The organism is Prochlorococcus marinus str. MIT 9302, from assembly GCF_000759975.1.
Lineage (GTDB): Bacteria > Cyanobacteriota > Cyanobacteriia > PCC-6307 > Cyanobiaceae > Prochlorococcus_A > Prochlorococcus_A marinus_M.
The window spans coordinates 297,729-311,146 of the sequence record NZ_JNAM01000011.1; the positions used below are offsets into that span (position 1 = coordinate 297,729).

A 13,418-nucleotide genomic window follows, 5' to 3' on the forward strand; every position below is an offset into this window, starting at 1 on the left:
AAATGCTTAAAATATTTATACAGAAAATAAAAAAAAATGGAGAACAATATGAATGACAAGATTAAATGTGATTTTGAACAAGAAAGAAGTAACGAGGTTGAATTAGTTGCTAGTAATTTAGAAGCAATTTTAAAATCTAGTACTTATAAACTTGCTCACGAAGATATTGACTTATTGAATACTGATAAAATGAGAGGTGTGAGGATGCTCCTTGAGATTACAAAGCCTGAGCAGGTTATTGAAAAAGAAAATATAATTTCAACTGTTATTGTATTTGGAGGAGTACACATATCAGAAGAGATTACATCCAAAAGAAGACTAGATGATGCAGAAAAACTTCTTTCAATTAATCCTAAATCTAAATCTTCAAAGATAAATATTGAGAGATTAAAAAATTTGCACTCTCTCTCACATTATTATTCTGAAGCAAGAGAATTATCAAAATTAATCTCGCTGGATAGCAAAACAAAAAATCCTCATTCTCATGTAATAGTTACTGGCGGTGGACCAGGGATTATGGAGGCAGCTAATAGAGGAGCGTTTGATGCTGGATGTAAATCCATTGGATTAAATATAAGCCTGCCCAATGAGCAACACCCAAATTCTTTTATTACTCCAGGATTATGCTTTAAATTTAATTATTTTGCAATGAGGAAATTTCATTTTGTTATGAGATCTGCTGCTGCAGTTTTTTTTCCTGGAGGATTTGGAACTTTAGATGAATTATTTGAATTATTAACATTAAGACAGACTGGGATGAAGAAGAATATTCCAATAATTTTATTTGGCAGAAGCTACTGGGAAAAGGTAATTAATTTTCAATTCCTTTCTGATATGGGTTTGATTGGAGAGAATGATTTGTCTATTTTTCAATACGCTGATACAGCAAATGATGCTTGGAACTTAATAAAGAATTTTAAGTATATTAATTAAAAAAAAATTTACCTATAGCTATCTGTTTCTATATTTTTCTAAACTTTCTTCGGCTTATTATTGTCGATAAACCGAATCAAATACTTTGGATTTTGACTGGCTGATTAAAGTAAATCCGACTAAATATTACTAGGATCTAAAAGTTTCGAGATTTTTTAACGAAACATTAACCACAATATTTTAAGTTATTAAATTAAAAAAGTAGCTCTAAAAAATTACTTTTTTTTCGAAATTGTAAGAAGAATTAGAATCTTACTCTTAATCCAATTGTTGCATTAGTAAAGTTGCCATCTGTTATGGTAATTGATCCGTTGTTTAATGTATCAAATGTAAGTTCTGGGACTATTGATGTATTAGCTTTAAAGAAAACTTCTAATTTCTCGGATGTCTTATAACTTAAACCATAGCTCAATCCATAAGAGAAACCTGATTCAGAGACTCCATCAATATCAACAGTTGTGCTACCTATTGAAGCTCCAATAAATGGACTCCATTGTTTATCTTCACGGAAATCATAATAAACTGAACCCATGACTGAATCAATTGTCGTATTGGTTTCAATATTAAATCCAAGCCATGAAGTTCCATCAGATTGTGCCCTGATCCAATTACCCTCAACGCGAGCTGTACCAAAATCATAACCAAGTCCTAAATCAAGTCCTACACCTGGGTCAAACTTAATATCTGAATTTACATTTTGTATATCAATATCTCCAACTTTACTTCCTCCAATACTGCCTGTGAAGTAAGCTCCTTTTGTTGAATACTCATTTGCAATTAAAGGACCGCTAAGTAAAGATAAACCTGCAAAGGTAGTTGATAAAAAATGAGATATTCTTCTCATAAAAATAAAGTTAATTTTAATATTTTATACAGTCTATTGTTTAAAAAATCCATAAATGTAGGCAACTAAATATAATTTTTCCACAGCACTCTTCAGCTTCCTAAAAAGATAATTTGATGGATAATGAATTTATATTAAAGAATTTACCCAAACTTTACTCAAACCCTATATTTTTGCCGAGTTCACTTGATATTAATAAAAAAGTTTTGGCTAATGCAAAGAAATCCGTTTAGTTTTTACTGGGACCTCAAGGAATCGTAATTTTTTATTCACACTTTTAGACTATTAATTAATCAAAGATTTATCTTTTCTTATTAAAGAATGAATATTTAGTTCTTGTTAGAAAAAATCTTTACCCTCATCATTTCTCTAATTGGTTAGAAAAATTTCACGTAACATTTATTTGGAATATAAATTCTTAAAATAGTTTAATAAAAACCCAGTTTTCTCATAAATATGAATTTTTTTTCTTCTTAATTCAATACCATAAGGATTAGTAAATATAGACAATAAGATTCTTAGAAATCTAAGTAAATTATTTTTGGTTTCTGACTTAATATTAATTGGCTTGTTAAGTTGGGCAAAACAATCCTGATTAATAATTTTATTTACCAGTAAGTCCTTTAAAACTTTTTTTCTTACTTCAAGAGAAAGGCTACTTAAAAGTACTTGCAAGCCTTTCAATGAAGATAAATCTCCTTTAATTATTTCTCTTATGATGCTTTGAAATAATATCTCCCACTTATAAGGTTCTTTCTCAAAAAGATATAAAGCTGCACTATCTTTATTAGCAATTAATAACCTATTCCTTTCATCCAAATCATTTTGGTCTGATTGCCAATAAGAATATAAAGGTGACAGCTTTTTAAGCTTAGATAAATCTACCAAAACTTAAATAATAATTTGATTGATATTATAAGTAAATAAAGAAACATAATCATCAACGCCATTATCATTAATACTTAAATGAAAGATTCAGAATTCAAGTTCTTATAAATTGGGTATTTCTTTCAGGTAGTAAAAATTATTTTACTTAGTAAAAATAGTTATATAAAAATCTAATCTTTCTAAAACCTTATGTCTTTTGTAATTATTTTTGGAACTAGTAATTGGGTCCCTACAGATTACCTTATATATCTTGTTTTAATTATGGGGGGACTACTAACAGCTGGCGTAGCTATGTCTGTTTTTTCATTTTACGAAGATCACTATTGGGGAGATGAGAATTTCAGAAATCAACTTAGATTTCATCCTTTAAATAGGAATTTATCAAATAAAATACAAGGAAAATTATAAAGAAGGTCGTTTCATAATGAAGATGAGGTTAAAGGATTTATGGAAGATTTGTCTCCTGAACTTTTAGTTACTGATACTGTCTCAGGGAATATTGTTTCTAAGGTTGGGTATCATGATTAATAGTGGATCTAAGTTTAAGAGGAAATTAGCTCCTTTTTTTTTATCTTGCTATATAAATACTAAGAGATGATTCAACTTCCTCTGCTTTAATATAGAATTTTGGAATTAACTGAGCTAATCAAAGATTACGTAGCCACAGAATTATTATCAGGCATTGAACTTGACTTTCTTGAAGGAGAGTTATGGGAAACCACTCAACACATTGCAGAAATAAGCACAGTTTTTAAAGCCCCAAAAAATATATGCGAGAAATTAGCCCTAGATGAAAAATCTTGTTGGCAATTATGTTGTGCAGCTGTACTTGACTGCTCAAGACCATTAAAAAACGGACAAAAAAGAGTTGAAGATTTTAAACAATTAATTAATCAATATAAAATTAGCTACATATAAAAAAGAAAAGAATCTAATGAAACATTTACTTATTGCATCAATCCTTTTTTTTATATCTTTTGGAGCATTTGCTGATGAAAGGCAAAGAGAAATTGAGTATGAAGCTATAAATCTTGTAATTAAAAAATATGGAAAAGGCTTAGAAAACAGATTAAAAGGAACTGGAGTAAATCCCAGTTATCGAAGTTGGTATGAGAATGATTGTTTTGTAAGTATTGCGGCTGGTACATACCAAGAAAAAACTTGGTCGGCAATGCAGTGGTTTAGCGTTAATGTCTGTTCTGATTCTGCTGAAATAATGGAAAGTGAATGAAGGAAATAAAACGCTTACTATTTGCAAATATATAAATTTAATTTAGATTATTTTCAAATTCAGGTCTAATTTTCATAAGTTTTGAAATTTCACATTCAAGTTCCTCTTCGGAATTAAATCCTAAAACATCGAAGGACTCTAAACCTAATGAAGTTTCTTTTTTTAGAGTTATTTCCATTTTTTATAAATTAATAACTTAATACTAGATTTTTTTGATTTAAAACAAATACTTAGTTTTAGATTCAACACTCTTAAAACTTTTAACTAATTAAAAGTGAATCTAAAATGAGAATCAATTAGCTCCTTTTTTATTAAATGAATCTTTATTAAACATTTAACTATTTTCACAATCAGTATTTTTGCTCTAGGAAATTCAAATGATTTCATCTAAGTTATTTAAACTGATTGAGGTTTAACTTCATGAGTACTTATAAAACGAAATACTTTAAAAAAACAAAAAAGATTAACAACACTTTATGGTTGGACAAATTAATTAATCAACTTGAAAGACAAGCAAAGGGAGTTTGACCATGAATACTTTCAGAAATAAACAATTCAAAAATCAATTGGATCCCAAGTATGCCTTTTATGATTGCCTTAGAACCTGTGAAATAAAGAGTTCTTCTGAAAAATTATTAGAAGAATGTGTAGGGAGTTGTGATTTAGGATCTCCATCAAAACATTCAAATAATGAAAAATAAGAAAGGGGCTTGATAAGCCCCATAAAAATACAAAAGAAATTTTTCAGAAGATACTCTGGTACAATTTGACCAGTAAAATAGTATTCTCCAACTAGAGAAAATATTCCAAGCATTGCAGCTTTACTGTTAAGCTCTTCAGCTTTTTCAGACATGAATTTTTTAGCGAATTCCATTAATGAGTAAATTGGATTTAATATCTATAAATTATTCATTGAAATTTTCATATGATCTAATTTTTTCTAACAATTTTAAATCTGCTAAAAAATTAATTTATCAAGTCATTTGATATGTCTAAGTATTATTACTTATGTGTTGAGTTGCATACCTATTCTTAATTAACTCTAGACAAGGTTTATAAGTTAAGTATGGATAAAGAACATTTAATTGATTTGATATCTGATAGTATGATTTTTGAGATTAAGGATCTCGAATCATATGAGAACAAATTCAACGCAAAAAGTTATTTAAATAACCGAAATTTAAATCAGTTGAGAATAATTTCTAAAGAATATATTTTGTAGTTCATGTTATTATTGTTAAATCTCAGGTTGAGATAAGGAACAGCAATATTGACCAAGCTAAAGAACTTATGAAAAAGAGTACCACCTGCAAGAGTCAAATACTTTCAAGTAATAAAGTTGTTTGATCTATCCAATATAAAAAGTTTAAGATTTAACTTACTTATTAAGCCTGTGTATATGACATTTAAAAAACTAACCAATGAAAAAATTAACCAAAAAATATGCTGAATTATTACATCAAGCATCTATCGCAACTGGAAGAAAAGAAGCAGTAGGTTTATTGCATAAGGCAGCTAAACTTCAAACTAAACTAGATGAAAATTCCACATTTGATTGACCGTCGATCTAAAATTGGAGGGATATAACCCTCTTTTTTATTAAAAATTTTTATCTTAGGCGTCTCTTTCTTTTTTGAGTAATTGTTTTGATTGCGATTCATAGCAAATTTTGCTCTGATTAAAAAAAATACTCTCCAATGATTAAAGTCTTAATTACTCTTCTAACTTCATTTCTTATTTGGTTTGGCATTGTAAAAATATTTACCAAAGATAATGAGAATTCCATCAATGTACTTTCAAGTAAATTGTTTAATGATTTTACGTTAATCTTTAGAAATATAATTACTATTATTGATACTCTTTTTAAAAGCTTCATTCAAATCTATGAACTTTTTGGTACATTTTTAAAAAATGTAGCTGAAATTTTCAAGTCATTGATGTCTGCTTTTATTCAATTTCTAAATCTCTTTAAAATAATAGGAATTACTTTTTTATCCTTTATTTCTTTATGTAAGGGATTATTCCAAGCATCCAGAAAAATTAATATATTTAATAATTTTGAATTAGTACTTAATAATACTGATGCTGCCAAAAATAATGTAATTCAATTAAATGAAAAAACAAAAGAAAATAAAAAGGAAGAAAGTTTTATTCCCTCTTTTTTAGGTAGACTTTCATTTATTAAGTAATCAATATATTTTATTGTTTTTTACTTTTTTGGAAAAGAATATATGAAAGATTATCTAGATTAATTAATTTCATAAAAAAGTATCCCTTTTAGTTCTATTAAAGGACTACTTAATTATTCTTAAATTGTTTTAAAACTTGAAAGTAGCCCCTACACCAATAGCGGTGCGCTCAATTAAAGAGAAAGCTAAGTCATCATTACCGGCTGCAATATCATCAGCATCCTGAATTGGCATTGTAATCGACACACCAGGTCTAAGCGTTAAAGAGTCATTAACATTATAAGTGTAATATACTTCCACAAAAGATCCCAAATCATCCTGCTGAATCCTATCGCCATTTAAGTCAGGAACTTTGTAAAAAGGGTACGTTTTATAAGAAGCATGTAATGTTCCATCACCCCATTCTCTATCAACTGCAAATTGAAAATCCTGGATTGTATCAATTCTTGTTCCACTAATGCTTGGATCAAGAAAACTGGATGTAATGCTAAATTTTAATTTCTCATCTGGGCTGTAATATCCTCCAATGGTAGTGGCGCTATAACCTTCATCTAAAATTGCACTTATTCCATAATCATTACAAAGTTCAACAATAAAATCATTAACAAGAGTACAAATAGAATCAGAATTTTGAAAAATAATTCCTCCACCAAAATTATCAGCGTCATAGCCTAATGAAAGAGTACTAACATCAATACCTTCTGCAGTTAGTATTCCACTATTGGTGGATGCCCCAGTGCCTATAATACTTGCTGAAGCATTTAATCCACCATCAAAAGTTCTTGCTACTGCTACACCAGCTCCTGTTCCTCGACTCGCAAAAAAATTAGACTTTAAACCATATTGGCTTTCAAAGAAAAACTTATCAGAATAAGCCGATGTCTTTGTAGGCATTAGGTCATCACTGTCTAATTCTGGACCTACAGCTATTTGGAATTCTCCAAGAGGAAATTGATAATACATCGAAGCTACATTTAAATTATCTCCTCCAACAACAGAGCTCTCTAAATCAAAATCATTTAACGCTGATGAGTTTCCAGTTTCAATGCCGACATAAAGATTATCTTCTCCTGTAAAAGAAGTATTTAAGTCTGTTTTTATAGAATAAGTAGATGTTATAGCTTCAGTTATTTCAGACCCAGTAACACCTCCAATCTGGTATGAAGCAGTACCACTCATTGTCGTTGTTTCTGAGAAACTTCCCGCTTCAAACTCATTAATTCCAGAATCTATCCTTTCAACACTTTCATTAATTTTTACAATATCTTTAGAGAAACTTTGGCTATTAAATTGTTTTTTTGAAGAGGACTTTTTTCGAACATAACTGTTCATCTCATCAATATTTATCTCAGATGCTGTTGCAGTTATAGGTGCTAAAAGAGCTAAAAACGCTGATGTAACTAATAAACTTTTAAAAAGTTTCACAAATTTTCTCACACTTAATTTTAGTATTTAAATTATCGCATTCCAAATATATTTCCAGAGATATATTGCAATTTCAAAATAACCTCTAAGCTTACTTTCCTAGACTGATAATTTAATGGATAATACGCTTAGAAGTTAAGGTATAAAGCTTAACCATCCATACCTCATCCACACTTAGTAATAATCTTCAAACTAATTGATATGAATGACATTAATTACTGGCCAATGAAAAGTAAGCGTGTATAGCTATGACTGGGATCTTAAGGATTAGCAATTTTCTATTCACACTTTTAGGTTTTTTGTGATTTGTAGTTGAAAATCCTTTGAAAAATGAACCCAATATTAAATAAAAACCATAATTATTTACATTCGGCATTTCCAATACCTGCACCTAAAACTGCACCTAAAGGTACACTCCAACCATATGCATCACTTTTTGATAGAGATGCTGCAATTCCACCACCAATCAATCCACCTAAAGTTGTACTTCCAGTACATTTTGGAGCAGGTTTATATTTAACATACGAAGTTTGTGGTTCAGTCTTGTGATGATAATGGTTGAATACCTTGCGATGACTATTGCATGGGATAGAAACCTTCTCACTGTAAGATTTGACATAACCAGGAGATATTAAAGTGCCTGGAATATATTTTTCCCTATATTCATAACGGAAACACTTGTTCTCATATGCGTATCCTTTTTGTGACTCATATGCTTGTCGATTAATGTGATCTCCATTGCTCTCATAAGCATTGACTGGGAAAGAAGCACCCAATATAAGAGTTGCGATAAGAATTTTCATTTTATAAATTAAAATATTTTAAACAACTCACTCACACATATAAACAGTAAATTATTTATTGAAAATTTAAAGTTGAGATATTATTCTTTGCCAACTGTCACATGTGACAGTTGAGCAATATTCCACTATTTCTTTTCACGAAAAAGATATATGAATTAATTTAAATATCTATGAAGGAGTGAGTGGTTTTAGGGAGTCTGCAGTCCAGATGGAACAGCCCGCATCCAACTCCTAATTGAAACTTAATCATATTTTAAATTTTGATATAGTTTTCTAAAGCTTCTTTATAACTAATTCGAACCTAATATTTACCCTGTACCACCCATCAATTTCATACATAGACAATTTGATAGACAATAAATTTATATTGAAAGAGTTATTCACACTTTATTCAAACCCTATATATTCTCCGAGATCCCCTGATATAAAAGGAACCTAGCTACTTGCTAATGAAAAGTGACCTCGTCTAGCTATTACTTGGATCTCAAGGATTCACAATTTTCTATTCACACTTTATTCACACTTTTATAAGAAATTACAAACTCATTCCAAACAAAAAAAGCTTGCCTATATCCCTAAATTCATATTTTAGTTAGTTGCTTTTTTTCTTTGGCTATCATTACCACTGGCACTAATATATATGTAAAGAAAGAGATTAAGAAAATATCTACATTCATTTTAAAAAATACCTGGGATGATCCAGCCAAAAAGACCGTAGTTTACTACTAATGCGAAGAAGCCCATCATTGCCATCCTTCCATTGGTTCTCTCGGCATTTTGCCAATAAGTTGGTTTTGAGTTTTCCATTTTTTAATTGCTCGTTAGTAAAAATAATTCAATTTTTATAGTGCGTAAGCAATACTTGGTGCTATCGCAGTAGTTATGCAATGCCAAATAGTGATATGGCATTTAGATAAGTTTTTATAAGAGTCCTACTTTTCCTGCTGTAATACCCACAGTAAGAAAGAAACCAAACTCTAAAAGGTCTTTAGCACTTGAAGGGACTGAGTTAAATAAAGATGAGATGAAAATCATTTTGATATATATCCTCTAAGTCCCTTGTGGAACGTAGTCATATATCGGGGAGATTAATCCACCTCCATCATCATCGTCGTCGTCGTCATTCCATGGCAAATCACTCAACATCAATGTACTAACAATAAATACTGTTATGACTGGCATAAAAGGGAAAAGTATAGTGTTAATCCAAGTGTTAACTTCTGGCTCAAACATTACACAAAGCCAGGAATAATTTGACCAGTTGTTGCGTATGCGCCAACAGCTGCAACGAAACCAAGCATTGCTGCCCAACCGTTTAATCTTTCTGCTTCAGGAGCCATAATTAAAAATATATTATGTAAAGAAATATAACATTAGTATTAATCAATGTAAAGAAATTAGTCTAAATTTCAGATTATAGAAGAATTCTTAAACACTTATGTTACGTATATGTATATATATCTAAAAATACTTTTAGAATTATGAACACACTGCTTTGGGTTTAAAAATTAGTAATAGCTTTTTTAAGATGACAATATGATCAAAGGCCTTTTCTAACTCTTATTTAACAAAACATTGGAGATTTAGAAATAAGGAGTATATGGTATATCTGTTTTCGTTGCGTCGCCATAGTAACTTTCAGCGGACTTTACTAAGATCCAATAAATGAAATTTACAAATGATTTTTCCATAGGAATATCTATAGCTTTTCTAATTCAAATCAGAATCTCAAATAAAAACAACGTAGAAAATACTCAAAAGAAGAGATTTAGATTCTCATAGTTAGTTTATGATGACTAGTTTTGTATGAAATGCTACTAAAGCTGCATAATGTTTTTTGAAACGTTCTAAGTAAGAAAAATGCTCTTCGCAAAAACCGGACAAGGAGTTGATATTTTTTCTCCAATAGGGATATTGATTCTTGTTATTGGAGTTGTTTTTACTGTTGGGATCCCTGTCGCAATGATTAAGTTCGGCAGAGAGGACTGAATCAGGCAATAGATGTCTGAAGGGGTTTATATACTCTCTAGACCAGAGTTCAACCCCCATACCACCCCTCGAAAACTACTCATAAATAACTAATCAATTAACACTTAAACAAATGGACAGAACGCAACAAATAAAAGACACTCACACTTGGCTTTCCTATGAAGAAGCAGGCAAGGTTCTTCTCTATCATAATCAGGGTCCAATGAGGGTACAGAATCTCGAAAGAAACGAGCTTGAGAGGTCGATGGAAGTGTTCACAAAGCTCGTTAAATCTAAAATTAGAAATCCCTTGAACCCTTTGCAAAGTACGTCCTAGACGTTTACTACAGCGGCGTAGGTAAGTATGGCAATCAGATAGAAGAATCAAGTAGAGAAGAGTCTTTCGAGAGGAGATGGAATAGGGCAATAGCTATCCTTTTTGAAGAGTAAATAAACTTGTTGACTCTTACCCTTTTCAGTTGCTATAAATATTAGTACACTTGTACTATATAGTTATGGAGGACTGGCAGGAATGGGATTACCTAGAGGACGAAATATTAGTAAGAAAACGACGGAAGATTTGTATTACTTGCAATCACTTCAGGTACAGCACGACAAGTTCTTGTGTCACCATCCTTACTTGTCCCTTTCATCAAAAGCTTATTCCTCAAGGCGATCATCTAATTAAAGGATGTAGATACTGGAGAGAAAACAGCAGAATATTCGCTCCAGAAGCGGCTTAAGCTTTGGGTGCTTGGTTGCTATAGAGAGAGTATAAAACCTAGTAATAGCATTAATTTATAACCCCTATGTGAACAGATAATCAATTCTGTGTGAACAGTAAGGTCAAGGATTAACTTAAAACACTTTTTTATCTACTTAAAAGCATTGTCAAACTCATCAATATTTGTAGCCCAAAAAGAATAAACATTAAATCCGCCTCTTATAATGACGTTTCTATGATCTATCAAAACTAATAAAAGAGAACTACAGAAGAGGAACTTATGTGCAACGAAAATAAAGAATTGAGATATCCTCGTTTTTTGCTTTCTCATAGATTTTAAAAGCATAGATTCATACAAAACATGTTTTCTTTCTTCTTCAATTATTTTTAGGCAAATATCCTTAAGCAACTTATTTTTTGTTGCTTTTGAGAGAGCTTTATAATAAGTTAAGGCGATAATTTCAGCTGTTATAAGAACTGTGATTGATAACTCATAGCCAGAAAGACTTCTTATAAATCTAAATATGTTATCCGTCCAATCATACTTTAGGATTGCAATATTATTTAATTCCATAAAGCGTTTTAAGATTTGCGAATGTGCCTGTTCTTCTTTTATAAAAAGAGAAGTTATCTTCTTGAGTATTTTATCTTCATATTTTTGTGAATATTTTTCGCAGAATTCTATTAATTTTTGTCCCTCTGAATATTCTCCTAGCTGAAATTTAGCAATAGAGCGTGATACACAATTTCTTTCTTCTTTTGATAATGAGTCTTCATAATTCCAAGTTATCTTTTGCAGATTGCCGTTATTCTTTAAGAAATAATTTTCCCATTCATTCAGATCTGGCAATTTTTCAATCACAATATTCTCAAGATAAAAAATTTTTTACTTATTAAATTAGTTTACACTTATTTTCTTGATGCGATTAATTTTAAAAATGCAAGGAGTCTGCAGTCCAGCTTCAATAGTCCGCATCCAACCCCTACTATCAAGTTAGTCAGACTTTAATGTTCGACAATAATCTCTAAAGCTTCTTTTATTAATTATTCCTAACTAAGATTTACCCCATCCCACTCTTCACTTTCCTAATTAGGAACTTTGATGGATAATACGCTTAGAAGTGAAGGTATAAACCTTAGCAATCCAAACAAACCTCATCCACACTTTGAACCACTGATATTACTGGGGCCTCAAGGATTCGTAGTTTTTTATTTTAAAACTAGAATTAATACTCCAAAAATTAAAGTAGAGGCAACAAATCCAACACCAACTAATCCAGCAATTATTCCAGTATTAAGATAGACCTTTACTGTTGCTAATTCCTTACCTTCTTTTTTAGCCATAATAATTTTATTTAAACAAGCACATCCAAGCTACCAATGAGGGTATCATTCAAGCAAGACTAAAAATTATATTTACGATATATCTTATGAAGTTCATATTACTATTTATATTTTTTCCACTTTTATTTTCCCTTGTATCTTTAGTTTTTATTACTTACAAGGAATCGTAATTTTTTACTCAAACTTTACTCAAACTTTTATAGAGTAAAAAATTAACCGATATTGAGTTCGGTTCGAAGTAAGAAAACCCTGAAACTATTAATCTCTTTTGATGAATAGTCTTCAAATAAAAAAGACACAAAGCACAAAAACCACATTAAGTAGCAAGCTAAGTGTCTTGGAAGTAATATGCATTAATTAAAAAGGTTTTTGTACTCGTGTGTAGGAGTGCGGGGTTAACCTTGAAACCGCTAGGCTCAAGTCCTTACGAAAAGGACAAGTCCTTAGACCACTTATACCGATAAAATATATTCATGACAAGTTTAGGTAACTTGATTCACTAACTAAAAACTAAAGACTAATCTAGATTTTCATCTTCAGATTCATTTTGTAGAGAATTTATATCATCTAATTTAATTTCAACCATTTATTGGAATATGAAACGCTTACTACTCCCACTATTAGCTGCTCTTGCTTTACCAGCATGTACAACCGAAGTCGTATATGAAACTCGGGAGCTTGCTTGGAATGAATGCAGAAGTTGGATGAAGGAAGGAGGTGAGTTTTATATCCGAGAAGAAAGTGGCTACGATATGGTTACTAGGTGGTTGCCTAGAAGATTCTGCTTATACGACGATGACAAGATGGAAATGGTCGGTCAAGAACTAATTCAAATAAAAGAAGGAGACAAGTTCTTATCTGAGAATTTTCCTGGTATAGGGAAAGGTATCGCTACTCCTGTTACTCAAAAAACTTATAAATATCAAAAACCTATTCCTTGATAAACATGAAACGCTTACTACTTGCACCGCTATAAATTCCAAAAGAATATTATAAATTTCTCTTGGGTTTTACATAAGAAAACAGCCACTGAGCTACCCCCATACCACCCATAACTTTCCTAAATAGA

The 13,418-nt window shown here is 30.7% G+C and carries 19 protein-coding genes and 1 pseudogene; 9 read left to right on the plus strand and 11 right to left on the minus strand.

All coding sequences use genetic code 11. The features are described 5' to 3' along the window. Window positions 1-48 precede the first annotated feature (48 nt). Window positions 49-933 (plus strand): LOG family protein, encoded by an 885-nt coding sequence (locus tag EU96_RS01275; RefSeq protein WP_032527450.1) that lies wholly within the window; start codon window positions 49-51, stop codon window positions 931-933. A gap of 244 nt (window positions 934-1,177) precedes the next feature. On the opposite strand, the gene EU96_RS01270 is transcribed toward EU96_RS01275, so the two are convergent. Continuing rightward, window positions 1,178-1,777, minus strand: coding sequence for an outer membrane beta-barrel protein (locus EU96_RS01270; RefSeq protein ID WP_032527332.1), 600 nt, complete (start codon window positions 1,775-1,777; stop codon window positions 1,178-1,180). 399 nt (window positions 1,778-2,176) lie between these two features. Continuing rightward, window positions 2,177-2,665, minus strand: coding sequence for a hypothetical protein (locus tag EU96_RS01265; protein ID WP_032527333.1), 489 nt, complete (start codon window positions 2,663-2,665; stop codon window positions 2,177-2,179). Window positions 2,666-2,854: 189 nt separating this feature from the next. Here EU96_RS01265 and EU96_RS01260 point away from each other — a divergent pair, with 189 nt between their 5' ends. The 3 genes from EU96_RS01260 to EU96_RS01250 all read left to right on the plus strand — a co-directional run bounded on the left by EU96_RS01260 (window position 2,855) and on the right by EU96_RS01250 (window position 3,896). Next, window positions 2,855-3,073, plus strand: coding sequence for a hypothetical protein (locus tag EU96_RS01260; protein WP_032527334.1), 219 nt, complete (start codon window positions 2,855-2,857; stop codon window positions 3,071-3,073). 219 nt (window positions 3,074-3,292) lie between these two features. Further along, on the plus strand, window positions 3,293-3,583 hold the full coding sequence (locus tag EU96_RS01255) for a hypothetical protein (protein WP_032527335.1): 291 nt from the start codon (window positions 3,293-3,295) through the stop codon (window positions 3,581-3,583). A 16-nt stretch (window positions 3,584-3,599) separates the two neighbouring features. Further along, on the plus strand, window positions 3,600-3,896 hold the full coding sequence (locus EU96_RS01250; protein WP_032527336.1) for a hypothetical protein: 297 nt from the start codon (window positions 3,600-3,602) through the stop codon (window positions 3,894-3,896). 37 nt (window positions 3,897-3,933) lie between these two features. Here the strand turns inward: EU96_RS01250 and EU96_RS10455 are convergent, their stop codons facing one another. Continuing rightward, complete coding sequence (locus tag EU96_RS10455) at window positions 3,934-4,074, minus strand: hypothetical protein (protein ID WP_193741368.1); 141 nt, start codon at window positions 4,072-4,074, stop codon at window positions 3,934-3,936. Between the two features lie 408 nt (window positions 4,075-4,482). After that, a complete protein-coding gene (locus tag EU96_RS10600; protein WP_241434582.1) occupies window positions 4,483-4,770 on the minus strand; it encodes a hypothetical protein in 288 nt (95 codons plus the stop codon). 547 nt (window positions 4,771-5,317) lie between these two features. Between EU96_RS10600 and EU96_RS10460 the strand changes: the two genes are divergently transcribed. Together EU96_RS10460 and EU96_RS0109445 are read left to right on the plus strand one after the other, a co-directional pair. After that, on the plus strand, window positions 5,318-5,455 hold the full coding sequence (locus EU96_RS10460; protein ID WP_193741369.1) for a hypothetical protein: 138 nt from the start codon (window positions 5,318-5,320) through the stop codon (window positions 5,453-5,455). 138 nt (window positions 5,456-5,593) lie between these two features. Next, window positions 5,594-6,085, plus strand: a complete 492-nt coding sequence (locus EU96_RS0109445) for a hypothetical protein (RefSeq protein WP_032527337.1) — start codon at window positions 5,594-5,596, stop codon at window positions 6,083-6,085. 129 nt (window positions 6,086-6,214) lie between these two features. Here EU96_RS0109445 and EU96_RS01245 read toward each other — a convergent pair whose 3' ends face one another. The 5 genes and pseudogenes from EU96_RS01245 to EU96_RS0109450 all read right to left on the minus strand — a co-directional run bounded on the left by EU96_RS01245 (window position 6,215) and on the right by EU96_RS0109450 (window position 9,653). Beyond that, a complete protein-coding gene (locus EU96_RS01245; RefSeq protein ID WP_032527452.1) occupies window positions 6,215-7,510 on the minus strand; it encodes a hypothetical protein in 1,296 nt (431 codons plus the stop codon). A gap of 359 nt (window positions 7,511-7,869) precedes the next feature. Further along, entirely contained in the window at window positions 7,870-8,313 is a 444-nt protein-coding gene (locus EU96_RS01240) for a hypothetical protein (protein WP_032527338.1), read from the minus strand. 678 nt (window positions 8,314-8,991) lie between these two features. Then, window positions 8,992-9,102, minus strand: a pseudogene (locus tag EU96_RS01235) (chlorophyll a/b-binding protein); the annotation flags it as partial. 261 nt (window positions 9,103-9,363) lie between these two features. Then, window positions 9,364-9,546, minus strand: coding sequence for a hypothetical protein (locus EU96_RS01230; protein ID WP_032527340.1), 183 nt, complete (start codon window positions 9,544-9,546; stop codon window positions 9,364-9,366). Beyond that, window positions 9,546-9,653, minus strand: a complete 108-nt coding sequence (locus EU96_RS0109450) for a high light inducible protein (RefSeq protein WP_032527342.1) — start codon at window positions 9,651-9,653, stop codon at window positions 9,546-9,548. Before EU96_RS0109450 ends, EU96_RS01230 begins: the two co-directional genes overlap by 1 nt. Before the next feature lie 520 nt (window positions 9,654-10,173). On the opposite strand from EU96_RS0109450, the gene EU96_RS10675 reads away from it, so the two are divergent. After that, window positions 10,174-10,302 (plus strand): hypothetical protein, encoded by a 129-nt coding sequence (locus EU96_RS10675; protein WP_275040774.1) that lies wholly within the window; start codon window positions 10,174-10,176, stop codon window positions 10,300-10,302. 494 nt (window positions 10,303-10,796) lie between these two features. Next, window positions 10,797-11,024 (plus strand): hypothetical protein, encoded by a 228-nt coding sequence (locus tag EU96_RS09885; RefSeq protein ID WP_072014707.1) that lies wholly within the window; start codon window positions 10,797-10,799, stop codon window positions 11,022-11,024. Window positions 11,025-11,156: 132 nt separating this feature from the next. Here EU96_RS09885 and EU96_RS01225 read toward each other — a convergent pair whose 3' ends face one another. After that, window positions 11,157-11,867 (minus strand): hypothetical protein, encoded by a 711-nt coding sequence (locus EU96_RS01225; RefSeq protein ID WP_032527343.1) that lies wholly within the window; start codon window positions 11,865-11,867, stop codon window positions 11,157-11,159. 347 nt (window positions 11,868-12,214) lie between these two features. Beyond that, the gene (locus EU96_RS10680) at window positions 12,215-12,349 is read right to left on the minus strand and encodes a hypothetical protein (RefSeq protein WP_275040775.1); all 135 of its coding nucleotides are present in this window, start codon (window positions 12,347-12,349) and stop codon (window positions 12,215-12,217) included. Between the two features lie 596 nt (window positions 12,350-12,945). Between EU96_RS10680 and EU96_RS01220 the strand changes: the two genes are divergently transcribed. Further along, window positions 12,946-13,290 (plus strand): hypothetical protein, encoded by a 345-nt coding sequence (locus EU96_RS01220; RefSeq protein ID WP_032527344.1) that lies wholly within the window; start codon window positions 12,946-12,948, stop codon window positions 13,288-13,290. Window positions 13,291-13,418 lie beyond the last annotated feature (128 nt).